Below are 24,732 nucleotides of genomic sequence, written 5' to 3' on the forward strand. Positions count from 1 at the left end.
CGCCCATGGCGATGCAGATTTTTTGAGTCCCGCATGATACCGTCCCTGATCAGGAAACAGCCCCTCAACGGCCTCACACTCGAACTCTCGCAACACTTGGCCCAGGCGGGCTTTCAAGGTGAAGTGGAAATCGGTGACAGCTCGCGTACCGTCTATTCCACCGACAATTCCATCTATCAGGTGGAACCGACCGGCATCGTGTTTCCCAAGGGAACCGACGATCTGAAAATCCTTGCAACGGTTCTGGAACAGCCTGCATTTCGTGACGTGGTGATTTCGCCGCGCGGCGGCGGCACCGGCACCAATGGCCAGTCGCTCACGTCTGGCATCGTGGTCGACTGCTCGCGCCATATGAACCGCATTCTGGAAATCGATACGGAACGGCGCGTGGCCCGTGTCCAGTCGGGCGTGGTGAAGGACCAGCTCAACAAGGCATTGAAGCCTTATGGCCTGTTCTTCGCGCCGGAGCTTTCCACCTCCAACCGCGCCACCATTGGTGGCATGGTCAGCACGGATGCCTGCGGGCAGGGGTCGTGTCTTTATGGCAAGACCAGCAATCACATTCTGGGGCTCAATGTCGTCCTGACCAATGGCGAAGAATTGTGGTCCCGCCCGCTCGACGGGCCAGCGCTGGCAGAAGCCAAGGCGAAGCCCGGCCGTGTGGGTGAGATCTATCGCGCCGTCGAACGCATAGCGACCGAGAAGCGGGCGCTGATCGACGAGATTTTCCCCAATCTCAACCGCTATATGACGGGCTATGATCTGAAGCATCTGTGGCGCGAGGATGGTCGTTTCGACCTCAACGCCATTTTATGCGGATCGGAAGGCACGCTGGCCATGATCGCGGAGATCGAGGTCAATCTCCTGCCGATCCCGGCGCATGCGCTGCTGATCAATATCCGCTACGACAGTTTCAACACGGCGCTGGAACACGCGCGCGCGCTGGTCGCGCTGAAGGTCGCCTCTGTCGAAACCATCGACGAAAAGGTGCTGGGTCTCGCCAAGAAGGATATTGTCTGGCCCGGCATTGCGCGCTTCTTCCCGGATGATGCCGGTAGTCCCACCAATGGCATCAATATTGTCGAGCTGGTAGCCGACAGCGCGGACGAGCTGGAGAGCAAGTTCCGCGAGGTGACCGCAGCGCTCGATGCGGATCAGGCCGATGGTGGCAAGCCTTACACCATTGCGCGCGATCCCAACGACATCGAGGCGATCTGGACCATGCGCAAGCGCTCGGTCGGTCTGCTTGGCAATGTCGACGGGCCGGTGCGTCCGGTGCCTTTTGTCGAGGATACGGCGGTGCCGCCGGAAAATCTTGCCGCCTATATTCGCGAGTTCCGGGCGCTTCTGGACGGTGAAGGCTTGAGCTACGGCATGTTCGGCCATGTCGATGCAGGTGTGCTGCATGTGCGCCCGGCGCTTGATCTGACACGGACCGATCACGAGCCGCTAGTGCGCAAGATCAGTGATGGCGTGGTTGCGCTGACGCGCAAATATGGCGGCGTGTTGTGGGGCGAACACGGCAAGGGTGTGCGTTCGGAATATGTGCCCGAATTCTTCGGTGCGCTTTATCCGAGCCTGCAGGAAATCAAGGGTCTGTTCGACCCGCGCAACCGGCTCAATCCCGGCAAGATCGCAACGCCGTCTTCGCAGGCGTTGTTGAAGATCGATGAAGTGCCGCTGCGTGGCCAGTTCGACCGGATCATCGGTCTGGAAATCCGCGAGGCTTTCGACAACGCCGCCTATTGCAACGGCAATGGCGCCTGTTTCGATTTCGACGATGCCAGCCTGATGTGCCCGTCCTACAAGGCAACACGGGACCGTCGTTATTCACCGAAAGGCCGCGCTTCGCTGATGCGCGAATGGCTGCGACTGATGGCGGAGAGCGGAAAAGACCCGCGCAAGGAAGCCGGACAGGCCCGCAGCGCCGGTGCGCTCCGCACGCTGCCTGCGCGTCTGTGGAACTCGATCAACCCCGCCAATCGCAACGATTTCTCGCATGAAGTGCGCGAAGCGATGGATAGCTGCCTCGCCTGCAAGGCCTGCGCCGGGCAATGTCCGGTCAAGGTCAGCGTTCCGGCGTTCCGGGCCAAGTTCCTTGAAATCTATTATGGACGCTATGCCCGCCCGATCAAGGATATGATGGTGGCGAGCATCGAGAACACGCTGCCTTTGTTCGCGGGGCTGAAGCCCGCTTACAATGCATGGGTGGGGTCAGGTCTGGGCAAGGCGCTGATGCGTCGGGCCGGGCTGACGGCCTTGCCGGAAATGCCCGCTCTGTCGCTGACACGGGAAGCGCGGCGCATGGGCGTGGCTATCGCAACGCCAGAGCGGATGCGCAAACTTTCGGATGCCCAGCGGCAACAGGCGGTGGTGTTTGTTCTCGATGCCTTCACGGCTCATTTCGATCCGGCTGTCGGGCTGGCCGCTCTGCAACTCGCCCGCAAGATGGGCTTCACGCCCTATCTCGCAGCACCCAACCAGAACGGCAAGGCTCTGCATGTTCACGGCTATCTCGGCGCTTTCGAGAAAACCGCGGCGAAATCCATCTGCTATCTCAATGAACTGGCGGAGATCGGCATCGCGCTGGTCGGTCTAGACCCTTCCATGACATTGACCTATCGCAGCGAATATAAGGCTGTCGAAGCGGCGCGGATCAAGGCGCAGGTCAATCTGGTGCAGGAATGGCTGGACGCCAATCGCGACCGCCTGCGCGGGCTGGGCAATGCGGCGCAGGAAAAGCGTCTGCGTCTGCTCGGGCACTGCACCGAGCGCAGCAATGTTCCATCATCGATGAAACAATGGAAATCCGTGTTCCAGCAGATCGGCGTAGAGCTGGATGTGCCGGAAACAGGCTGTTGCGGCATGGCGGGCACGTTTGGCCACGAGGTCCGCAATCGTCCGATTTCGGAAAAGCTGTACGCTGCGAGCTGGAGCGGCATTCTCGCATCGTCCGGTGAGGAGGATATCGTCATGGCAACCGGTTATTCTTGCCGCTCGCAGGTGAAGGCGATTGAAAGTCGGTCCATCCGGCATCCTGTTCAGATACTCAATGAAATGGTCATGCCCGTCGGCGCGTAGTTTTAAGTTTCCTTGATCGCAATCAAGGAAAACCTGAAACAGCGGGACTAGATTTCCGATTGCGGGCTGCTTTGCTCGCATGTTTGGGCGCTTTCGGCCTGTCCGGGTGGATAGCCGCAGCGCTCGCGATGGAGATCGAGATGAAAATGCGTATGACCGCGTTGGGACTTGCCGCCGGTGTCATGGGCCTGCTTGCTGCGCCCGCTTTTGCTGAGAATATTGAAGTTCACATGCTGAACAGGGGCGCTGAAGGCGTCATGGTGTTCGAACCGGCCTATATCAAGGCAAAGCCGGGCGACACGATAACCTTCATCTCGGTGGACAAGGGACATTATGTCGAGTCGGTCAAGGATATGCTCCCGGCAGGCGTTGCCCCGTTCAAAAGCAAGATGAACGAAAACTACGTGCTGACCGTCACAGAGCCCGGCGCCTATCTCGTCAAATGCACGCCGCACTTCGCCATGGGCATGGTTGCGGTGATTGCAGTTGGCGACAATCCGGCCAATCTCGATCAGATCGTCGCCGCAAAGAAGCCGAAGATCGTCCAGACCCGGCTGGAGAAAGTCATCGCCAGCGTGAAATGACGGGCGAGGCCCCCTGCCAAACCGCCAATGAACTCTACCGAAAACTGCGCGATCTGCTCCCGCAGTTTTCACGTGATTGACATTTAATCAAACGATTGATTAAATCTGATTATGAAAAAACCTCGCAATATCGGTGCCGACACCAACCCCGCCCCAAGCGAGCCGTTGCCATCCAGCGACCAGACGCGCATGGCGCTGATCCATGCGGCATTGCAGCTGTTCGGGTCGAAAGGTTTCGACGCCACCTCGACACGCGAGATCGCGGCTTTCGCCAAAGCGAATATCGGTTCCATCGCCTATCATTTCGGGGGCAAGGAGGGGCTGCGGCTTGCCGCCGCCGACTATATTGTCGAGACGATACAGGGCGTTGCCGGTCAGGCGCTCGGCCATTATGGAGCAATCGGCGTGCCTGCGACGACGAAGGAAGCCGCGCGCCAGCAGCTGGGCTTCGCGCTGGAGCGGATGGTTCAGTTCATTGTCGCGCAACCGGCGTCCGGCGAAATCGTTCAGTTTCTGTTGCGCGAACTGGCGCATCCGACCGCGGCGCTCGACCGCATCTATTCCGGCGTTTTCGAGCCGACCCACAAGCGGCTTTGCGCCGTGTGGGAGGCGGCGACGGGCGAGCCGGCGGAAAGCGAGCAGACGCGGCTCACCGTTTTCACGCTGCTTGGGCAGGTCGTCTATTTCCGGATCGGACAGGAGGCGGTGAAGCGGCGCATGGGCTGGGCGGCTTTCGGTCCCGATGAAGCCAGGGCGGTCGCGGCTGTGGCGCGGCAAAATCTGTTTGCCATTCTTGCTACCCGTGATGAACAGCACAACAAGGGCGAAGTGCAATGAGCCTTCTCTGTATCGTTCCTTTCGCGTCCTATCTGTTTGCGGCATGCAGCAGCCAGCCGCTGGCCGTCGGCTATGTCGAAGGCGAGTTCGTGCAGCTCGCCCCGCTGGAAGTTGCGCAGGTGCAAGCCGTCATGGTGAAGCGCGGCGACCGTGTGGAACCAGACAAGCCGATTGCGCTCACGGAAGAGACGGATGCGAAGATCGCCGTTGCGCAGGCAGAAGCCGCATTGGCGCAGGCCGAGGCAAAGCTTGCCGATTTGCAGGTTGGCAAGCGCCCGGATGAAATTGCGGTCCTGGAAGCGTCGGTGCGTACCGCCAATGCGCAGGCCGATGATGCGCGGCGCACGCTGTTGCGCACGCAGGACCTGACAAAGCGCGGCGTGATGACACAGGCCCAGCTGGACGACGCTAAAACCAGTGTGGAAGTGGCGGAGGCCGCCATCAATCAGAGCATGGCCAATCTGGCTGTGGGGCGCTTGCCCGCCCGCCCTGAAGAAATCAAGGCCGCCGAAAACGCGGTCAAGAGCGCCGCCGCGCAGCTCGATTCCGCACGCTGGCATCTGACCAAGCGCACCATCGTCGCGCCCGCTGCGGGGCGGATCACCGATGTCATTCGCAATCCGGGCGATACTGCCGGTCCAACCGCGCCGGTGCTGACGATGTTGCCGGACGGTGCGGTGAAGCTGAAAGTTTACATTCCAGAAGCGAAGTTCTCCTCCGTGCAGCTGGGCGACCTTCTGTCGGTTCGTTGCGACGGCTGCGCGACCGACCTCAAGGCGAAGGTGAGCTATGTGTCGCCCGACCCCGAATTCACTCCGCCGGTGATCTATTCGCTCGAAACACGCCAGAAGCTTGTCTATCTCGTCGAGGCGCATCCGGTCGATCCGGATTCGCCGCTCCAGCCGGGCCAGATCGTCGATGTCGATCTGGCCGCCCGGTAAACGGAGGCGACTATGTCGAACGCCATCGATGTCAAAGGTCTGGTGAAGCGGTTTGGCGACGCAACCGTCGTCGACCATGTCAGCATGTCGGTGGCGGAAGGCGAGATTGTCGGCTTTCTGGGGCCGAATGGTTCCGGCAAGACCACGACCATCCGCATGATGTGCGGCCTGCTGACCCCCGACGAAGGCGAGGGGCAGGTGCTGGGTTTTGACCTGCGCACGGAAGGGCTGAAGATCAAGCGCGAGGTCGGTTACATGACGCAGCGCTTCTCCTTCTACGAAGACCTGACCATCGCCGAAAATCTTGAATTCGTGGCGCGGCTTTATCGGTTGAAGCCGGTGCGGGACCATGTGGCGCGTACGCTGGAAGAGCTTGGGCTGACATCGCGCGGCAATCAGCTGGCCGGAACGCTTTCCGGCGGCTGGAAACAACGGCTCGCACTTGCCGCCTGCATCATGCACAAGCCGAAGCTCTTGCTGCTGGATGAGCCGACCGCCGGTGTCGACCCCAAGGCGCGCCGCGATTTCTGGGACGAGATCCACCGCCTTGCCGATGGCGGCCTGACGGTTCTGGTTTCAACCCATTACATGGATGAGGCCGAGCGCTGCCACCGCATCAGCTATATTTCCTATGGCAAGCTTCTGGCGACGGGAACGGTCAAGGATGTGATCGCCGAGGCGGGACTGACGACTTTCATCGTCAGCGGCCAGCGGTTGGGCGATGTAGCGCGCGAACTGGAGAACGAGCCGGGCGTTCAGCAGGTGGCGCCATTCGGGGCGACACTGCATGTTGTCGGCTCCGACCGGGCCGAGCTTGAAACGGCGCTCGACAAGATCAGGCATCGAGACGGGATTACCGTCGAGGCGGGCGAAACCAGCCTTGAGGATGTCTTCATCCAGTTCATGGCCAATGCACAGGACAATATGTCGAAAGCGGGAATCGACGGAAGCAGCAAGGCCGGGAGCAGTAAGGCATGACCGGCAGCTGGTTCTCATTCGAGCGTCTTGGCGCGATGCTAATGAAGGAATTCATCCAGATGCGGCGCGACCGCATCACCTTCGCCATGATGCTCGTGGTGCCGCTGATGCAGCTTTTACTGTTCGGCTTTGCCATCAACAACGACCCGAAAAGCCTGCCGAGCGCCGTGGTCGTCACAAGTCACGACCATTACACCCGGGCGATGATTTCGGCGCTGGAAACCACCGGCTATTACCGCTTCGATCATGTGGTTCAAAGCGCCGCCGAAGCCGAAGCGCTGATTGCCAACGGCACGGTCTCCTTTGTCGTCACCATCCCGTCAGACTTTGCGCGACGGGTGGATGCGGGCGATGCACCGCAAATTCTCATCGAGGCCGATGCGACCGACCCTTCTGTGGCAAGCGGGGCAATTTCGACGCTGAGCACTGTGGCCAGTCAGGCGCTGTTGCGCGAGCAGGGCAAACAGGCCGAAGCGACGGAGGCCGCCCGCAGCCAGCTACAGGTGATCGTGCATCGTCGGTACAACCCGGAAGGCGTGTCGCAATATAATATCGTGCCCGGCTTGCTCGGTGTCATCCTGCAAATGACCATGGTGATGATGACGGCCATGGCGCTGACCCGTGAAACCGAGCGCGGCACCATGGAAAACCTGCTGGCCATGCCTGCCACGCCTGCCGAGATCATGCTGGGCAAGGTGCTGCCGTTTCTTGCTGTGGGGGCGGTGCAGGTGGTGGTCGTGCTGGTTGCGGCAAAGCTTCTGTTCAGCGTGCCGTTCGTCGGATCGCTGGCGCTGCTTCTGGCTTGCGTGCTGATCTTCGTTTTGTCGCTGGTGTTGCTCGGCTATACGATTTCGACCGCTTCGCGGACGCAGATGCAGGCCATGCAGCTGACCTTCTTCTTTTTCCTGCCGTCGCTGATGCTGTCGGGTTTCATGTTTCCGTTCAGGGGTATGCCCGACTGGGCGCAGACCTTGGGCGAGATTTTCCCGCTCACGCATTTCCTGCGTATCGTGCGCGCCGTCATGCTGAAAGGCGCAACCCTTGCCGATATTGCCGGCGAGGTGAATGCACTGATCCTGTTTGTTGTTCTTTTTGCCACGATGGCTCTGTTGCGCTTCCGGCGCACGCTCGATTGATCAGGCGTGCGCCGGGGCAAGTTTTATCAGCATGCCGAAGGGGCAAGTGCCACCTTCGGGCGGCGTGACAGCGTGAACAGCAGACCAGCCGCTGCCAGAAGGCCACCGGCCACCGGGATGGCCGCATAGCCGTAGCCCGCGCTCAGCACCGCGCCGCCCAGAGCAGCGCCCACGGCATTGCCGAGGTTGAATGCGCCGATATTGATCGACGAAGCCAGTCCCGGTGCTTCCGCTGCAGCCTGCATCACGCGCATCTGAACCGGCGGCACGATGGCGAATGCCGCAGCACCCCAGGCCAGCAGGCTGATGAGCGCGCCGACATGGCTGTTGAGGGCGAGCGGCAGCACAAAGCTGACGATGGCGAGGAGACCGAGGAAGATTCGCGTTGCGCCATTGAGCGACCAGTCGGCCAGACGACCACCCAGCGCATTGCCGATGGTGAAGCCCACGCCGATCATGACGAGCGCCAGCGTCACGAAACCTTCCGAAGCGCCGGTGCGATCAGCCAGAACGGCGGCAACATAGGTGTAGAGCGTGAACATCGCACCTGCGCCCATCACGGTTGTCGCCAGCGACTTCAACACGGTTGGACGTATCAGAACGCCCAGCTCCTGACGGATATTGGGCATCTTGCCCGCTTCACCGCGCGGCAGCGAAAGCCACAGGGCGGCAATGGCGACGAGGCCGAGAACCGCAGTTCCGGCAAATGACATGCGCCAGCCGATCTGCTGCCCGATCCAGGTTGCTGCCGGGACGCCGCCAATATTGGCAATGGTCAGACCCATGAACATGGTCGCAACCGCGCTCGCCCGCTTTTCCGGCGGCACGACGCTTGCTGCAACGATGGAGCCGAGACCGAAGAACGCGCCGTGGTTGAGGCTCGTCACCAGACGTGCGGCCAGCAGCGTCCAGTAATCCGGTGCGAAGGCCGACAGAATGTTGCCGATGGTGAAGATCGCCATCAGCAGCATCAGCGCGGTGCGCTTGCCGAAACGCCCAAAGGCCAAAGTCATGATTGGCGCGCCCACCATCACGCCGATGGCATAGGCGCTGACCAGCAGGCCTGCGGTCGGGATCGATACATTCACACCGTCGGCGATGACGGGCAGCAGGCCCATTGGCGCAAATTCGGTTGTGCCGATGCCGAAGGCACCGATTGCGAGCGCAAGAAGCGGCCAGTTGAAACCGGCCGCCTTGGTTGCGCTGTCTTGAGCGTTTGAAGCACTCATAGCGGAATCTCCGTGTTACTTGTCCCAGACAGGCGCCAGCTCGGGAGGGCTGACCAGACGTCCGTCGGGACGGGCGAGCTTTGCAATCGCTGCCATGTCTTCAGAATTGAGTTCAAAGTCGAACAGATCGAAGTTTTCCGCGACACGTCCCGGCTTGGCGGTCTTCGAAAGCGCGATGAAACCGCGTTCGATGAGCCAGCGCAGCGCAACCTGTGCGGCGGTCTTGCCGTATTTTGCACCAATGGCCTGCAAAGCCGGATCGCGCGGAACCGCGCCATCGGCCATGCCGAAATAGGCGGTGATGGCAACGCCAGCTTCCTTGGCGGCAGCAGTAATCGCGTTCTGGTCGAGATAAGGGTGAACCTCGATCTGGTTGGTCACGATTGGCGCAGGGCTGCGTTCAATCGATTCTTTCATCTGCGCGATATTCTGGTTGCTGACGCCGATAAAGCGCGTCTTGCCTGAAGCCTGAACCGCATTCAGCAAGTCGACCTGTTCAGCAATCGATACTTTGTGGGCTGGCCAGTGCAGAAGCAGCAGATCGACCTGATCGACTTGCAGCTTGTCGAGGCTTTCGGTCACGGACGAGGTGAACTTCTCTTCGCTATAATTATCGACCCAGACCTTGGTGGTCAGGAACAGATCGTCGCGACGCGCGCCAGCCTTCTGCAAGGCTTGGCCAAGGGCTGCTTCGTTCTGATAGATTTGAGCGGTATCGAAATGGCGGAAACCTGCTTCCAGTGCGGCTGGAATGACAGCTTCCACTTCGGCGTCCGACATGCGGAAAACGCCGAAACCGAGCGCGGGAATGGCCGCGCCATGTGCGTTGACGATCTTCATGGTAACTCCTGTTGGCTGGCTGGAGGCGTTTCGCGCGGGGAGCACACGAAGCTTGGGAGGCAGACGCTTCCAGTCAGGCATCTTGCAGAATCCTGTGATGCCCCAAGAAATAGGCTCAACATTCCCACTTGAAAATGCATTTGCGTTCCACATTATCTATGAAACGATTTCACAGATGGGGTCATGAATGGACAATCGCGCCGGTGAGATGCAGGTGTTCCTGCGGGTCGTGGAGGCGGGCAGCTTTTCCGAGGCTGCGCGCCTTTTGCGCATGAACCCGTCCACGATCAGCAAGCTGATTTCCCGCATCGAGACGCGGCTTGGCGTGCGGCTTCTGGAACGGTCGTCGCGCCGCCTTTCGCTGACCGCTGAGGGCCGCATTTATTATGAGCGCAGCCAGGGGCTGCTGCACGACTTCGACGAGATCGAGCGCGAACTGTCGCAAGGTTCGGCCAGCACCGGCGGCACGGTGCGTATCAGCACGTCTGTTGCGCTGGGCACACTGGGGCTGGAGCCGGTGCTGCCGGAATTTCTCGGCGCCTATCCGAATATTGTGGTGGACCTGTCGCTCAATGACGAGATTGTCGACCTCTATCGCGACCGGACCGATGTGGCGTTTCGCACCGGCAAGCTTGCAAATTCCAGCATGATGATGCGCAAGATCGGTCTGGCGCGGCGCAAGATCGTGGCGGCCCCCGCCTATCTGGAGCGCTGCGGTACGCCGCGCTCGGTTGACGATCTGGCCGAGCATAATTGCATCGGCTTCAACTTTCGCCGCGTTGCGCCGGTCTGGCCGCTCAAGGAAAGTGGTCGCATTGTCGACCGCGCCGTCTATGGATCGTTGCTCGCCAATAATGGTGAAACGGTGCGCCGCATGGCTGTCGCCGGGGTGGGACTGGCCCGCATCGCACATTACCATGCGCGCGACGATATAGCTGCCGGACGGCTGGTCGAGGTACTGGCGGATGTCATCGAAAGCGATGAGGAAGAGGTGAATGCCGTGTTCCTCGGCGGCGCGCGGCTGCCCCAGCGCGTGAAGGTTTTTCTGGATTTCGCAGTGCCGCGCTTGCAGGCATTTCTCGCCCTGTGACGCGGCGGTCACGCCGAATCATGTTGCATATTTGCTTCTAAGCGTCCGTTTTCCGCATAAAACGGCGCTTTCCCATAAAATTTAGCACATCCAATAGCTGAACGATTTCAGGTTCTTGAGATGGCGTGCCCGGCTTTTCAAGAATACGTGCTCTCGTTTTGTATTGACTGTTAACATTGCGTTAACCACAGTTTGTTGCAATGTGTTACACAGAGTTACAATCGGTGAACTGGAAGCGAGGTGCGGATTGAAAGGAGTACGGCAGATAGAACGACAGTCCCGGCAGGCAAGCCTGCACCAAGGGGACAAGTCTGCCGTGGCCAGCATGACCTCGTTCTGGGGCTTGATGCGCGCCTATTGGGTGTCCGACCGCTGGAAAGAAGCCTGGGCGCTCACCGCCGCGATTTTTCTTCTGACGGCTTTCGTCAGCAAGACGACGGTCTGGGTGGCGGAAGCCTCCGGCCATCTGATGAACTCCATCGTCAATGTGAACACGGCACCGGTTCAAAACCCGCTGATTGCGATTTCCACCAATGCCGGTGTCCTGATCCTGCTGATGCTGGCCAAGGATGGGATGCTGGTCGGCTCGCGCCATTTCCTCTCCACCACTTTGCATCGCAAGTGGCGCAAGTGGCTGAACGACCAGTTCTCCGCAGCGCTTCTCAATAGCAGGCACACGCATTTCCATTTGCAACAGGGCCGAGGCAAGGACCAGATCGACAATGTCGATCAGCGCCTGCAGGAATCCATCAAGGGCATGACAGGCGGGGCCATCGGCCTCGTAATGGGCATTGTCGGCGTCGTTCTGTCGGCCTTCTTCATCGGCCAGAAGCTCATTGAAATGTCGACGGATGTGGAAGGGCTGGAAGTCCTCGGCTCCTATGGCAGCGCGGTTCTCGCCTTCGCCGCCATCCTGATTTACGTGCCGCTTGGCACATTCGTCGCCATTAAGATCGGTCGCCGTCTGGAGCGCCTCAACCTCGGCATTCAGCAGGCGGAAGGTTCCTATCGTGGCGAGTGGACGACCCTTCTGCGTCGCAGTTTCCAGATTTCCGCCTCCAATGGCGAGGCCGTCCAGCGTTCGGTGAATGAACGTCTCTACAAGGATGTCGACGGCACGTGGAACAAGCTCAATCGTTTTGACGCGGCCTATCTGGCTTTCTCGCAGGCCTATGGCTTCCTGTCCAACCGCATCGTCGCCTATATTCCGGGTCTCCTGCCCTATATGAGCGGATCGGTGAGCTTCCGTAATTATGTCACGGGTGCGGAACTGGTTGCCGCCATGATCAATGATTGCTCGTGGTTCATTCAGGTTATGCCTGCAATCGCCAATCTGCGCGCCAATGCAAACCGCGTGACCGGGCTGGCTCAGGCTATGGAAAATGTGCAGGACCCGACGGAATTCTATGCGCGCTCGGGCGTCAATCGCTTTGCTTTCGCCCGTCAGCATCCGCGCTTCGGCCTGTCTGTCCGCAACCTCACACTGATGCAGGGGCCGGACAGCGAGGCGCCGTTCCTGCGCTCCGGCGTGATCAATATCCGTGCTGGCGACTGGGTCTTTATGCGCGGTGAATCGGGCTCGGGCAAAACCTCTTTCGTCAAGGCGCTGAACGGGCTCTGGCCCTATGGCACCGGCGATATCATCTATCCGCTGAATGCGACCTCGCTCTATGCGACGCAGGATGCGAAGTTTCCGTCCGTATCGCTGAAGCAGCTTGTCAGCCTGCCGGGCGATGCCGAAAGTTTTGGCGATCTTGCCGTGGCAGCCGTCCTGCATGAAGCGGGTCTCGGCGAATTCATCGAACGGATGAACGACAGCGATGCCGGTGGCGCGCCCTGGGATATGGTTCTGTCCGGCGGGCAGAAGCAGAAGATCGTGCTGGCGCGCATTCTCCTGCACAAGCCTTCGATCATCTTCCTCGACGAAGCCACAGGCGCTCTCGATCCAGCTGCAAAGGCACGCTTCCATACAGCCCTGAAGACCCGCTGCCCCGATGCCATCGTCATCAGTATCATGCATGAGGAAAAGCTGCCGCTGCTCGAAAACGGCGCGCAGGTCTATTCCCATGTGCTGGATATCCGCAATGGCTATGTCTCGCTGCGTCCGGTCCATTTCGATCTTCCGGGTACTGCCAATGCCCCGCTCATCGCGGCTGAATAATCGCTGTCTATAACGCAGGGTTGTAAAAGTCCAAATTTGGACTATATTCCATTCTGGATGAATGGAGACAATCATGGCTCGTGGCAATGTGGCAATAAAGACAGGGATTGAAAAAGGACCGGATGTTCTCGATCCGCGCCGTTTCAGCCCATTGTCGCGCAAGCGGTTGAGCGCGCCCGGTCTGCGCACCTTTCTGGCCATTGCCGATCTCTGGGGGCTGGACGAGCAGCAGCGCCTGCTGGTGCTGGGTCTTCCGTCGCGCTCGACCTATTATAACTGGGTCAAGGCCGTGCGCGAGCATCGCGATATCACGCTGGATGTCGATGTGCTAACGCGCCTGTCCGCCGTGCTGGGCATCCATCAGGCGCTGGGCGTTCTCTATGCGGATGAGATGGCGGGCGTGCGCTGGCTGAAGACGCCCAATCGCGCAACGGTGTTTGGCGGTCATGCGCCGCTGAGGCTGGTGACAGGTGGCACACAGGACGGATTGCTGACCGTGCGGCGGTTTCTCGATGCGGCGCGTGGCGGCCACTTCATGGAACCAAACGAAATCGACAGCGCGTTCACGCCTTATCGCGATTCCGACGTGGTGTTTTCGTGAGGCGCAATCCCGCGCCGCAACCAAGCTACCGGCTTATTCCGTCGCGTTTTCCGCCGGTCGGACTTTTCGACACGGTGGCGACCGCTGCCGATCTGGAAGCGGTGATGGAACTGGCGGGCTGGACCAATGACCGGCTTCTGGTCGAGCGCCTGCAAAGGCTGCCGCATGAGGAATGGGTGTTCGGCAGGCCGAATTCCAGCGTGGTCATGGCGACATTCCTGCATGTCGCGCCCGGCGGCATGCGGTTCAACGGGCCAGAGCTTGGCGCGTGGTATGCCGCCGCCAGCCTCACCACTTCCGTGGTGGAAATCGCGCATCATATGCGCCGCGAGGCGGTCGCCACGGGGCAGGCAACACTTTCCCGAACATTCCGCGTCTATAGCGCGCGGCTTGAAGGCGATTTCGTTGATATATGCGGCGAACAGGCGGCGAGGCCGGAAGTCTACGCATCCGACCATTATGGCGCATCGCAGCAATTCGGTGAGGACATGCGCGCTGCCGGAGAAACCGGCATCCTGTTCGACAGCCTGCGTCATGAGGGCGGCATCAACATCGCCGCTTTTCGCCCAAACCGCATTCTCGATGTGGTGCAGGGCGACCACTACGATGTGACGGTTGAAGCGTCATCGCAGAAAATTCAGGCGAAGAAGCTGTCTGGATAAGGCAGTTGTTACACCGCCCATTCCACATCGGTGGTGAAAGCGATGGTGAGCCAGCGGTCCGGGCTTTCCTCGCCCAGCGCATTACCGATTTCATCGCGCAAGGCGTCCCATTCTTCCAGACGCCGGGGCGGCAGGTTGGGCGGGACGATGAAGTAAAGTTCGATCTGCTTGCCGCGACCGACTTTCGCAACATAAGCGCGATAGGACACGAAGCCATGGCGCTTCACAAAGTCCTGCGCCACGCTGTCGACATGCTGTTTGAGATCGGCGGGCGTGACCAGAAAAATATCGGCCAGCGCCTGTTTGATCGTGCCGATGGGCATCGGGATAATGACGAGACACACCACAGCCAGCACTGTCGGGTCGATATAGGGCGCAATCCATCCAAGCGCTGTGCCCTCCAGAAGATAGCCGATCAGAAAGGCGACCAACAGCGCGGCGGTAATGCCGCCCGACATGATCCAGGCCTTGGCGTCCAGCGCCACGAAATCCGATTTGAGTTTGCGATTGGCGCGCATTTCGAACCAGGCCATGCCGAGGCAGGCAATCAATGCCACCACGGCATAGAAAATGGCATAGGTGAATTCGAGATGGCGCCCGCCCTGCATGATGATGGCGATCGCATTGATGAGCGCATAGATTGCAACGCCGGTCAGCATGATGCCGTTGAGGCCCAGTACCATCGGCTCCAGATGCCAGAAACCCATGGTGAAACGTTCACGCAGTTTGCGGTTGGTCCGCTCCGGCAAGGCGGAAAGCGCGATCAGCCGCGATACGATGAGCGCCAGCCCGCTCATGGCCGCATCGGCCAGCATATAGACACCGTCGAATACAATAGAGAATGAACCGGACAAAAGACCGAATACGACGCCGAAACCGGCGACAAGGAGAGTAACACCTATCGAGACTTGAAGGACAGTTTGTTCACGGCGCAATTTTTACTCCAAAACTAAACATCAAATCGGCGGTAAGGCAGGGAGGTTCGTTCGACATTTTATTCGCGAAGCACAGGATGGAAAATATATACATAGAATGTATGAAACCGGCAAATTCGGGATGTTTTTATTGAAGAATCCTCTAACATGAAACTTATCGCTTCGGCTTCCTGAAGCTTTCTGCGCGCTATAGTTCGCAAATGAAAAGAAGGGGTGTGTCTTGTCGATACGAATTGGCCAAAAATACGGGCACCTCATTCATGGATGGAACTGCGCTTGTCACAGCCCTCAGGCCTTGCAACTGATGGCGCGGATGGAAAAGAAGCTGTCGCGCCGCAATTTGCTCAAGGCTGCAGCAGCCACGCTCACCGTCTCGGCCTTGGGCCTAACCGGCACGGCGATGGCGCAGACCAAAGCCCCGACAAAGCCGGTCCTCCTGACCAATGTAAAGATTTTCGACGGCACGGGCGCAAAGCTCATTGAAGGCCAGAATGTTCTGGTGGAAGGCAATTTCATCAAGGCGCTGGTCGGCGCGCAGGAAACGGTCGCAGACGCGGACGTGATCGATTGCGGCGGCCGCACGCTTATGCCGGGCATGATCGAAGCGCACTGGCACTCCATTCTTGCTGGAATTTCGCAGCTGGCGGCCATGACGGCTGATATTCCCTATGTGCATCTGGTCGCCGCGCAGGAAGCGGAACGCACGGTGCTACGCGGCTTTACCACGGTGCGCGATGTCGGCGGGCCGTCTTTCGCGCTCAAGCGCGTCATCGATGAGGGCGGCGTTATTGGCCCGCGCATTTACCCCTCAGGCGCGATGATCTCACAAACTTCCGGTCATGGTGATTTTCGCATGCGCACCGATCTGCCGCGAAGCGCACAAAGCGATCTGAGCGTGGCGGAACGGGCAGGCATATCGGCCATTGCCGACGGTGAAGCGGAAGTGCTGCGCCGCGTGCGCGAGCAGTTGATGCTCGGGGCAAGCCAGATCAAGATCATGGGCGGCGGCGGTGTTTCTTCGTCTTACGACCCGATCGACGGCATCCAGTTTACCGAAGCCGAGACGAAGGCGGCTGTTGCAGCGGCCTCCGACTGGGGCACCTATGTCTGCATCCATACCTACACATCCGCCGGCATTCAGCGGGCGCTCAATTGCGGTGTGAAATCCATCGAGCATGGCCAGCTTGCCGATGAGGAAACCGTCAAGCGCATGGCCGATGCCGATGCGTGGTGGAGCATCCAGCCGTTTCTCGCCGACGAAGACGCCAATCCGAAATCCGACCCGGTGCAGCGCCAGCAACAGCAGCAGATTTCCGACGGTACTGTGCGGGCCGTCGAGCTTGGCCGGAAGTACAAGGTCAAGATGGCGCTCGGGACCGATATTCTGTTCAACCCCAAGGGCACGGCGACGCAGGGCAAGCAGCTCGCGAAATTCGCGCGCTGGTATGACAACGCGGAAGTGCTGCGCATGTTGACCAGCGGCAATGCTGATCTGGTCGCGCTTTCAGGGCCACGCAATCCTTATCCGGCTAAGCTTGGCCGCATTGAAGCGGGGGCCTATGCGGATATACTGGTGCTGGATGGCAATCCGCTCGATGATATCTCATTGATTGCCGATCCGGACCGCACCATAAAGCTCATCATGAAGGATGGGCGCATTCACAAAAACACGCTTTCGGCCTGAGGGGGCGCATTTTGAAGAGACTCGGTCACTATGCTGTTGCCATTGTCCTGTCCCTTTGCGCAGAGGCCGCCAGTGCTGCCGATGCGGTTACGGTTCCGCCGGAGGTGCCATCCGTCGTGGAAAGCCAGCGCTGGGCCTTGCAAATCACGCCCTATGTCTGGGCTGCGGGTCTCAAGGGCGATATTTCGCCTTTCCAGCGCGCACCGACCATCGGCATCGAAAAGTCCTTTTCCGATGTGTTGAGCGATCTCAATTTCAGCGGCTTCGTCAATGTCTGGGGCCGCTACGACCGTTTCGTCGTCTCGGGCGACATGATGTATGTCGACACCACGGAAAGCCATGCTTATGGCAACCTGCCGCCGCTGCCGATTGCTATTCCATCGGGCACGGTCGTCAAGGGCGATGTGGACAGCAAGCAGTTCATGGCCACGTTGCAGGCCGGTTATCGCGTTGTCGACACACCGAAATTCACGCTCGATGCGCTGGGCGGCATTCGCTTCTGGCACATTTCCAACGATGTGACGGTGAGTGCGCTCGGCCTGACTCGGAGTTATGGCGAAAGCTTCAACTGGGTCGATCCGGTTGTAGGTACGCGGGCGCTCCTGCGCCTGACGGACAAGCTTTCCTTGCAGGCGCAGGCAGATATTGGCGGCTTTGGTGCAGGGTCTGAATTGACCTGGTCGGTCCTTGGTACGGTCAATTATGTGCTCACCGATCACCTGTCGGTTTCGGCAGGTTATAAGGCGCTGCATGTTGATTACGACCGCGACGGCTATGTGTTCGATTCACGCCTCAACGGGCCCGTTCTGGGCGTGACCTATCGATTTTGATCGACAGATATCGAGGCCGGAATGCTCCGGCCTCGATATGCGCATTGATCGCCGGTCTAGCTTTGGCTGCGCCGTCCCCCTTTCATCACCAGATAGGCGAGGGCGAGGAACACGAACCAGAATGGCGTGACCTTCAGCGCTGCCGCGGTGTCTGGTTCCTGCGCCAGCGCCCACAGAATGAAGGCGAAGAAGGCGAAGACCATGACAACAGCGGCACGTCCGCCCGGCATTTTGAACGTGGACTTTTCATGCAGATCAGGGCGCTTGCGGCGATATTGCAGATAAGACGCCAGAATGATCGACCAGATGAAGATGAAGAGCAGGGCCGAGATCGTCGTGACAATCGTGAAGGCTTCGATGATGCTCTGGCCCGCATAAAGCAGAACCACGCCTGCCAGCAGGAAGATGCACGAGAAGAACAGCGCGTTGACCGGCACCTTGCGGTTGTTCAACTTGCCGAGCGCCTTTGGCGCCAGCTTCGAAGTGGCAAGGCCATAGATCATGCGCGAGGTGGAGTAGATGCCGGAATTCGCACTCGACGTTGCCGAGGTGAGCACGACGAAATTGACCACATGCGCGGCAATTCCGAGACCGGCCAGCGAGAACATGGCAACGAACGGGCTGGAGCTTGGATCGACCTGATCCCACGGGATCACGGTGATGATCACAAACAGCGCGCCGAGATAGAACAGCACCACGCGGATCGGGATCGAGTTGATTGCCTTCGGCAGATTGCGCACCGGGTCCTTGGTTTCGGCGGCGGCGGTGCCGACCAGTTCGATGCCGACAAAGGCGAAGACCGCGATCTGGAAACCGGCGACAAAACCGAGGAAACCGTTGGGGAAGAACCCGCCGTGGTTCCACAAATGCGCAACCGATGCCTGGCTGCCATTCGGCAGGGTAAAGCCGGTTGCAAGCATATAAACGCCCGCAACGATCAGCCCGACGATGGCGACGATTTTGATCAGTGCGAACCAGAATTCGATTTCACCAAAATTGCGCACGGTTGGCAAATTGAGCGCCAGAAGCGTGAAGATCAGCCCGAGTGCGGGTATCCAGAGCGCGAGTTCCGGAAACCAGAACGAGACGTAACCCGATACGGCCACCACGTCCGCCACGCCCGTCACGATCCAGCAGAGCCAGTAGGTCCAGCCGGTGAAGAACTGCGCCCATGGGCCGAGATAGTCGCCCGCGAAATCCGCGAAGGAACGATATTCGAGGTTGGAGAGCAGAATTTCGCCAAGCGCGCGCATCACGAAGAACAGCATGAAGCCGATTACAGCATAGACGAGCAGGATGGAAGGGCCAGCGAGCGAAATCGTCTTGCCCGAACCCATGAAAAGGCCGGTGCCAATCGCGCCGCCAATGGCGATCAGTTGCAGATGTCTGTTGGAAAGATTGCGCGCAAGGTGAGTTTCCTCCTCCCGATCGGAATCGACAGAAGGTTTGGATGCAATGTTCATTCAAACGCCTCTTTTTATCAGGCGGATGCCGGTTAATCGCATCCGCGATTGGCCGCCGGATCAGGCGAACAGTGTTTTTTGATAAACGATGAGAACGGTGATGGGAACAGCGCGGAATATAATAATTAGACTAATAACCGACGAGAAAACCGCTAATCGTAGCGCTAATATAGAATGATATATCCAGCAGTTGCCTATCAGTTAGGGATTTGCGCTTGGGCGCGGCCATGAGAAATCGTCGACGCGACCGGGTGCGGGTCTCTTCTCGGCTGGCACCGGACGCGGATTTTGCGGACGCACCCCAAGATTGCCGCCGAGCAAAACGCCGCTCTCGTCCTTGTTGATGTCGCGCAGGCTGACGGGCGCGATCCGGTCAACCGGCTTGGATGGGTCTTGTGCTCCGGCAGCCGGGAGGGGTTGGCCCTCCTCCTTGCCGCCACCAAGATAGGCGCGCAGCGGCTTTTCCGCATAGAAGGCCAGCTTGCGCTTGCCCGCTGAAGTGATGTTGATGCCGTCATTGCCGCGCAGGCGCGCCGTCTGGCCGTTAATGTCAAAGCCGGTCTGGGTGAAGTTGCCCTCCTCATCGATGAAACCGTCCCAGACATCGGCAAACTTCCCGCCTGCCTTTTCTGTGGTGTTGCGGTAGATTTCATTCAGCGCCAGCATATCCTGTGACATGCCTTTCGGACGGAAGGGGGGCTGCCCGACCCAAACCAGCGGATAGTGGCGCTCATTGATCGCTTTAACAAACCGGTCTACGCGTTTTTGATATTCCGCAGTCCATTCCGGCGAACGCGCGGCGAGGCTGGCGCCGTTGGTCGTGATCGCCTGCCGGTCGTTGGAACCAATCATCACGACAACTGCAGCGGGTTTCTCCTCGTCCAGTATCTTGGCGATATTTTCGGGCCAGTTGAAATGGTCCTCGCGCACGAAACCCGACGACCCGTTGATACGGCTCGCAACCGTCAGATTCGGGTCGGACGCGAAGGCAACCTCAAGGCCTTCGGCCAGCCCGCTGCCAATGAAATCACCCACGACCAAAACCTTTTTTGCGTCCGGGCTTTTCTCGACGAGAGGCACTGCAGGCGCTGCTACTTCCGGAGCTGGTTTTCGGGCCACGGGGGAGGTCGTCTTGGGCGCGCGCTTGGGTTTTGGTCGGCTTTGCCGGGGCTGAGGTTGTTCATATTGGCGCTGGGGCTGCCGCGAACCGAACAGCAGGTCGAAAAGCGTGCGTGGCCGTTCCTGCGCTGACGCAGTGACCAAACCGGACAGCAGCAGCGCCAGCGCTGCCAGCATGACAGCAACTGCTTTCAAAAGGTCGCCTGCAATCCGAGGTTTGCGCATCAATTCCGCTTTCGTTGCAAAGCCACAGTAACCCGGCCCGCCGCAAAAAGAAAATGGAGCGCGCTTCATGGGAAACGCGCTCCGATAAATCGGCCTGTTGTCTTAACGATGGCGCAGGACAGACAGTACTTCCTTGCTGGGATGTCCATCCGGCTGCAAACCGTTGCGCTGCTGGAACGCTTCGATGGCTTTGCGGGAGGTAGAGCCGATCTTGCCGTCGATATTGCCGTCATAATAGCCAAGCGCCTTGAGATGCGTTTGCAATTCCTGACGTTCGTTCATGGTAATCGGCGTAAAGGGACGGTTCCAGTCCTGACGCAGCCCCTGATAACCGCTGATGCGGTCGGCGAGGAGACCTACAGCCAGCGCATATTTGTCGGCATTGTTATAGCGCTTGATGACGAAGAAGTTCTTGGTCATCAGGAATGCCGGTCCCTGACGCCCATCCGGCACCTTCAGCGTGACCATTTCGCTTGGATCGGGGAATGCCCGTCCATTGGCGCGTACAACGCCGCGCTTTTGCCATTCGGCGACACTCAACGAGCCGGACGGGAATTTCCCGCCTGCCGGAAGCACCACTTCATAACCCCATGTCCGGCCCGGCTGCCAACCATTGCGATGGAGGAGGTTGGCAGCGGTGCCAAGCGCATCGGGAATCGAATTCCAGATGTCGCGCTTGCCGTTGCCATCCATATCGACCGCGTAGGCCTGATAGCTGGTCGGGATGAACTGCGTGTGGCCAAGGGCGCCTGCCCACGAACCGGAAAGATGCCCGCGATCAATATCGCCGGTCTGGAGGATTTTCATCGCGGCGATCAACTGAGTGCGGCCGTATTTGGCGCGCTTTGGATCGGCATAAGCCAGCGTTGCGAGAGAACGAACCGCATCCCGCATCACGTCGTCGCGCTTGAGAATCTCGCCGTAATTGCTTTCCATCGACCAGATCGCCAGCAGAATATTCCGATCAACCGAAAAGCGCTGTTCGATGCGTTGCAGCCACGGGCCCCATTTGCGTGCCATGCTCTGGCCGACGCCAGTGGAATCCTCGTTCACGCGATTGTCGATGTAATTCCAGACAGGCTCGGTGAATTCCGGCTGATAACGGGCCTTCTCCAGCACGACAGGATCAGGCGCGTCGACACCGCGAAATGCGCGGTCGAAGGTTGACGGCGAAACGCCGGCATTGATGGCAACCGGACGGAAACTCGCCACCCACTGGCGAAACTTGGCGTCGGCAAAGGCCGAACCGGTCGAAAGGGCGGACGCCAGTACCGCAATGGCAACCGTCGCGGTTGCCTTGAGCTTCAGCGTCTGTCCCAGTGTGAATGGAAATCGCAGCATTCTGTGTTTCCCTTCTGCAATCTTCATGCCGGAACGTCTTTCCTTCCGGCGCGTTTCTTAAGAATGTCGATCCCGCTCGGTTCAGATTGCATGCGCTTACTAATACCATCCACTGTTGCAATTTGGCAGTGTAAAATTGGGCATCGACCAGTTGAACGTTCAGATTATAGTCTGTCGGTTAGCATTTGGTTTACCATGGGCGCGTTGAGGCAAAATTTGCCAAAAAATTGGAGAAATTTTTGAATCAAGCAACATTAAGAATGGTTCATTTAATGTGATGGTATGGTCCATGTAATTTCGTCGTTCTTTAATGAAATAGCCTTATTTGAAATCCAGTTGCTTCAATGCTTTGATAGCAAGATTGCATTAGTGAAAATCGAGGAGACGAATGAGTTCGATCCGCAAAATCCGCAAGGCCGTTTTCCCCGTTGCCGGTCTCGGCACCCGATTCCTTCCAGCCACCAAGTCGATCCCCAAGGAAATGCTGACGGTCGTTGACAAGCCCGTCATCCAGTATGTGGTCGATGAGGCGCGTGAGGCCGGCATCGAACATCTGATTTTCGTCACCGGACGCAACAAGGCGGTCATCGAAGATTATTTTGATGCGCAGGTCGAGTTGTATGCCACGCTTGCCGAACGCGGCAAGAAGGCCGAACTCGATCATCTTCAGGATTTGCAGCCGCAGCCGGGCACGACGAGCTTTACCCGCCAGCAGGTTCCGCTTGGCCTTGGTCACGCGGTCTGGTGTGCACGTGAGCTGGTCGGCGACGAGCCGTTCGCGCTTCTGCTGCCGGACATGGTGATGCAGTCGAAGAAGGGCTGCCTGGCCGAAATGGTCGAACTTTACGAAAAGACCGGCGGCAATGTCATCGCGGTGCAGGAATGCGACCCGGAAGAGGCGCATAAATACGGTATCGTCGGCAAGGGCAATGCAATCGGCTCCGGTTTCGAGATTACCCAGATGGTCGAAAAGCCCGCCAAGGGCACCGCACCGTCCAATCTCTACATCAACGGTCGCTATATTCTGCAGCCGGAAATCTTCGAGCTTCTCAGCAAGCAGGAAAAGGGCGCTGGCAACGAAATCCAGCTCACCGACGCGATGCTGAAGCTGGCCGATGCGCAGAAATTCTACGGCTTCGACTATCAGGGCCGCACCTTCGACTGCGGTTCCAAGGCCGGCTTTATCGAAGCCAATGTCGCCTTTGCGCTGTGGCGCAAAGATATCCGCCCGTCGGTGGAAGTTTCGATCAGCGAATTGCTGGAAACGATCAAGCCTGCCTGAGAGCGTTGGCTGAAAATTGAAAACCGCCTTCAGTCATGAAGGCGGTTTTTTGCATCCAGATTTTTAGCGCTGTACTTTCACGCCGAGATAAATGCTGTTGGAGTTATACTCGCGGGTTGAAACCTGACTGGTCAGGAATTCGTGACGCAAGCGCGCGTCAAGTCCTACAAAGCGGTTGATCCAGTAAGTCGCGCCGATCTGCGCGCCCAGCGTATAATCCGTGCCCGTGCCGTCCTTATTCGCACGGATGAGCGCGTCGAGCCTGCCATTGAGGCTGAGATCTGACCGGATGCGATGCGTGACGTCGAGGCTCGCAAATTGCAGCAGCGATCCCGCAACGCCCGGCGTGGTGGACATATCCACGGTGGTCTGTGAATAGAGCCGCACATCGGTGCCGCGCAACGGCGACCAGTTGAGCGCGGCATTGATTGACGGTCCGCTGACCGCGCCAAGCCGGTCGTCGTCGCTGGTGGCGCGCATATAGCCTGCGGCGAACTCGCCGTTCAGCTTTTCGCCCATATCGACCATAAGGCCGCCCCGCAGCGCGAATTGCGAGCCGCTGCGCTCATAGCCGTTGCTATCCACTCGTTCGTCGAAAATGCGCTTGCCGAGTTCCACTTCGGCAAATGGCTTGAGAGCCTGCGACATGGAAAAACCGCCGCGCAGCGTGATGCTGGCGTAGGTGTTGTCACGGTCCTTCTGGCTGACATTGCCGCCGGAGGGCAGTTCAGCATCGCCATACATATCATGTTCGACGCGACCGGTGGCGCGCCCGAACACAAGCCCCGTATCGTGCTCGACGCCGAGGCTGCCATTGAAGGTGTGCACGAGCGGACGCTTCAACGCGTCGACGACGCCATTTGGATTGGAGGCGCTTTCACGCCGCAGCCGGTAACCCGCGCCGGTATTGATCTTTGTCTGATCCGTGAGATCGAGGCGCAGATTGCCCTGAATGTCGATCTGCGGTTCGTTCACATCCTGACCGGAAATGGATTTGCTCAGCGTGCCCGATGCATCGAGCGTCGCCTGATGCCGCGCCCACTCAGATTGCGCATTGAGGCGCAGCGTGGTTTCCGATAGCACGGCACTGGAGCCGGACGCGCTATTGTCGCCGTTCGATGTCGCGCGAATGCCCTGTTCCAGCGAAGGGCGCAGAACGAAAGATCCGGCGCGCATCCCAACGGGCGCAAAGGGGTCTGCTTCCTGTGCCGGACCACGCCCCTGTTCGGGTGACTGGCGCATGTTTTCGCGCTGTACGCGTCCGCTATCGCTGTCCGCTTCGTCTCTGATCGCGCCAACCCGCATGGCGTCGAGCGGTTGCTCCTCGAGCGCAACCGCCGGAGCTGACTGGGGCTGGGCATCGGGCGCAACCGCATTGTCCTGTATTGGCGCATAGAATGCGTCAGAACCGTCATCGCTTCCCGCGGTGCGATCAGAACGGCCGGGCGCTGCCAACCCCCGCGTGGCGAGCGTATCCGGCGAAGAGGCGGAAAGCACGTCTTCTGGAACGCTGCCGCGCAGATAGGCATCCTGGGCATGCGAGAGGGAAGGGACCATTGCCATCGTGACACTCGCCAGAAACAGGCTTCTCAGCCTGCGGGCAATGGGCGTCGAACCGCCGGATAGAGGCATGGCAAATGGCATATGTGATTTCAAACCGTTGCAACGTGGTGGATGAACGGTAAAGGCACATGGTTAATTCTTGGTTGCCAT

The 24,732-nt window shown here is 59.1% G+C and carries 20 protein-coding genes; 13 read left to right on the plus strand and 7 right to left on the minus strand.

The features are described from left to right. Positions 1–33 precede the first annotated feature (33 nt). The 6 genes from JAU75_RS08760 to JAU75_RS08785 all read left to right on the plus strand — a co-directional run bounded on the left by JAU75_RS08760 (position 34) and on the right by JAU75_RS08785 (position 7,557). Positions 34–3,081, plus strand: coding sequence for an FAD-binding and (Fe-S)-binding domain-containing protein (locus tag JAU75_RS08760; protein WP_199056138.1), 3,048 nt, complete (start codon positions 34–36; stop codon positions 3,079–3,081). A gap of 146 nt (positions 3,082–3,227) precedes the next feature. Beyond that, on the plus strand, positions 3,228–3,665 hold the full coding sequence (locus JAU75_RS08765) for a pseudoazurin (RefSeq protein WP_199056311.1): 438 nt from the start codon (positions 3,228–3,230) through the stop codon (positions 3,663–3,665). A gap of 111 nt (positions 3,666–3,776) precedes the next feature. Then, on the plus strand, positions 3,777–4,502 hold the full coding sequence (locus tag JAU75_RS08770; RefSeq protein WP_199056139.1) for a DUF1956 domain-containing protein: 726 nt from the start codon (positions 3,777–3,779) through the stop codon (positions 4,500–4,502). Beyond that, positions 4,499–5,443: an HlyD family efflux transporter periplasmic adaptor subunit gene (locus tag JAU75_RS08775; RefSeq protein WP_199056140.1), complete on the plus strand. Its 945-nt coding sequence runs from the start codon at positions 4,499–4,501 to the stop codon at positions 5,441–5,443. Before JAU75_RS08770 ends, JAU75_RS08775 begins: the two co-directional genes overlap by 4 nt. Before the next feature lie 12 nt (positions 5,444–5,455). After that, positions 5,456–6,421 carry an ABC transporter ATP-binding protein gene (locus tag JAU75_RS08780; protein WP_199056141.1) on the plus strand — a complete coding sequence of 322 codons (966 nt, stop codon included), beginning with the start codon at positions 5,456–5,458 and terminating at the stop codon, positions 6,419–6,421. Then, a complete protein-coding gene (locus JAU75_RS08785) occupies positions 6,418–7,557 on the plus strand; it encodes an ABC transporter permease (RefSeq protein ID WP_199056142.1) in 1,140 nt (379 codons plus the stop codon). The genes JAU75_RS08780 and JAU75_RS08785 overlap by 4 nt, the downstream gene beginning before the upstream one ends. A 26-nt stretch (positions 7,558–7,583) precedes the next feature. Here JAU75_RS08785 and JAU75_RS08790 read toward each other — a convergent pair whose 3' ends face one another. Continuing rightward, positions 7,584–8,786 (minus strand): MFS transporter, encoded by a 1,203-nt coding sequence (locus JAU75_RS08790; protein WP_199056143.1) that lies wholly within the window; start codon positions 8,784–8,786, stop codon positions 7,584–7,586. A gap of 15 nt (positions 8,787–8,801) precedes the next feature. Then, complete coding sequence (locus JAU75_RS08795) at positions 8,802–9,626, minus strand: aldo/keto reductase (protein WP_199056144.1); 825 nt, start codon at positions 9,624–9,626, stop codon at positions 8,802–8,804. 187 nt (positions 9,627–9,813) lie between these two features. On the opposite strand from JAU75_RS08795, the gene JAU75_RS08800 reads away from it, so the two are divergent. From JAU75_RS08800 to JAU75_RS08815, 4 genes are all read left to right on the plus strand, one after another. Next, entirely contained in the window at positions 9,814–10,716 is a 903-nt protein-coding gene (locus tag JAU75_RS08800; protein WP_199056145.1) for a LysR family transcriptional regulator, read from the plus strand. Between the two features lie 316 nt (positions 10,717–11,032). Next, entirely contained in the window at positions 11,033–12,877 is a 1,845-nt protein-coding gene (locus JAU75_RS08805; RefSeq protein WP_199056146.1) for an ABC transporter ATP-binding protein/permease, read from the plus strand. Between the two features lie 73 nt (positions 12,878–12,950). Further along, entirely contained in the window at positions 12,951–13,478 is a 528-nt protein-coding gene (locus JAU75_RS08810; RefSeq protein ID WP_247880426.1) for an MbcA/ParS/Xre antitoxin family protein, read from the plus strand. Beyond that, positions 13,475–14,140 (plus strand): RES family NAD+ phosphorylase, encoded by a 666-nt coding sequence (locus tag JAU75_RS08815; RefSeq protein ID WP_199056148.1) that lies wholly within the window; start codon positions 13,475–13,477, stop codon positions 14,138–14,140. Before JAU75_RS08810 ends, JAU75_RS08815 begins: the two co-directional genes overlap by 4 nt. 8 nt (positions 14,141–14,148) lie before the next feature. Here JAU75_RS08815 and JAU75_RS08820 read toward each other — a convergent pair whose 3' ends face one another. Further along, positions 14,149–15,075, minus strand: coding sequence for a cation transporter (locus tag JAU75_RS08820; RefSeq protein WP_199056149.1), 927 nt, complete (start codon positions 15,073–15,075; stop codon positions 14,149–14,151). A 313-nt stretch (positions 15,076–15,388) separates the two neighbouring features. Between JAU75_RS08820 and JAU75_RS08825 the strand changes: the two genes are divergently transcribed. Both JAU75_RS08825 and JAU75_RS08830 read left to right on the plus strand, forming a co-directional pair. Then, positions 15,389–16,759, plus strand: a complete 1,371-nt coding sequence (locus JAU75_RS08825) for an amidohydrolase family protein (RefSeq protein WP_247880427.1) — start codon at positions 15,389–15,391, stop codon at positions 16,757–16,759. A gap of 47 nt (positions 16,760–16,806) precedes the next feature. Beyond that, on the plus strand, positions 16,807–17,589 hold the full coding sequence (locus JAU75_RS08830; RefSeq protein ID WP_199056313.1) for a hypothetical protein: 783 nt from the start codon (positions 16,807–16,809) through the stop codon (positions 17,587–17,589). Between the two features lie 56 nt (positions 17,590–17,645). On the opposite strand, the gene JAU75_RS08835 is transcribed toward JAU75_RS08830, so the two are convergent. The 3 genes from JAU75_RS08835 to JAU75_RS08845 form a co-directional block, all read right to left on the minus strand. Then, a complete protein-coding gene (locus tag JAU75_RS08835) occupies positions 17,646–19,052 on the minus strand; it encodes an amino acid permease (RefSeq protein ID WP_199056150.1) in 1,407 nt (468 codons plus the stop codon). Positions 19,053–19,253: 201 nt separating this feature from the next. Beyond that, positions 19,254–20,396 (minus strand): DUF459 domain-containing protein, encoded by a 1,143-nt coding sequence (locus JAU75_RS08840; RefSeq protein WP_199056314.1) that lies wholly within the window; start codon positions 20,394–20,396, stop codon positions 19,254–19,256. A gap of 102 nt (positions 20,397–20,498) precedes the next feature. After that, entirely contained in the window at positions 20,499–21,737 is a 1,239-nt protein-coding gene (locus JAU75_RS08845; protein ID WP_199056151.1) for a lytic murein transglycosylase, read from the minus strand. Positions 21,738–22,125: 388 nt separating this feature from the next. Here JAU75_RS08845 and galU point away from each other — a divergent pair, with 388 nt between their 5' ends. Further along, entirely contained in the window at positions 22,126–23,019 is an 894-nt protein-coding gene (gene galU, locus JAU75_RS08850) for a UTP--glucose-1-phosphate uridylyltransferase GalU (protein WP_078339237.1), read from the plus strand. Between the two features lie 63 nt (positions 23,020–23,082). Here galU and JAU75_RS08855 read toward each other — a convergent pair whose 3' ends face one another. Continuing rightward, a complete protein-coding gene (locus JAU75_RS08855) occupies positions 23,083–24,663 on the minus strand; it encodes an outer membrane beta-barrel protein (RefSeq protein WP_199056152.1) in 1,581 nt (526 codons plus the stop codon). Positions 24,664–24,732: the final 69 nt, after the last annotated feature.

The organism is Ochrobactrum sp. Q0168 (assembly GCF_016427605.1).
Taxonomy (GTDB): Bacteria; Pseudomonadota; Alphaproteobacteria; order Rhizobiales; family Rhizobiaceae; genus Brucella.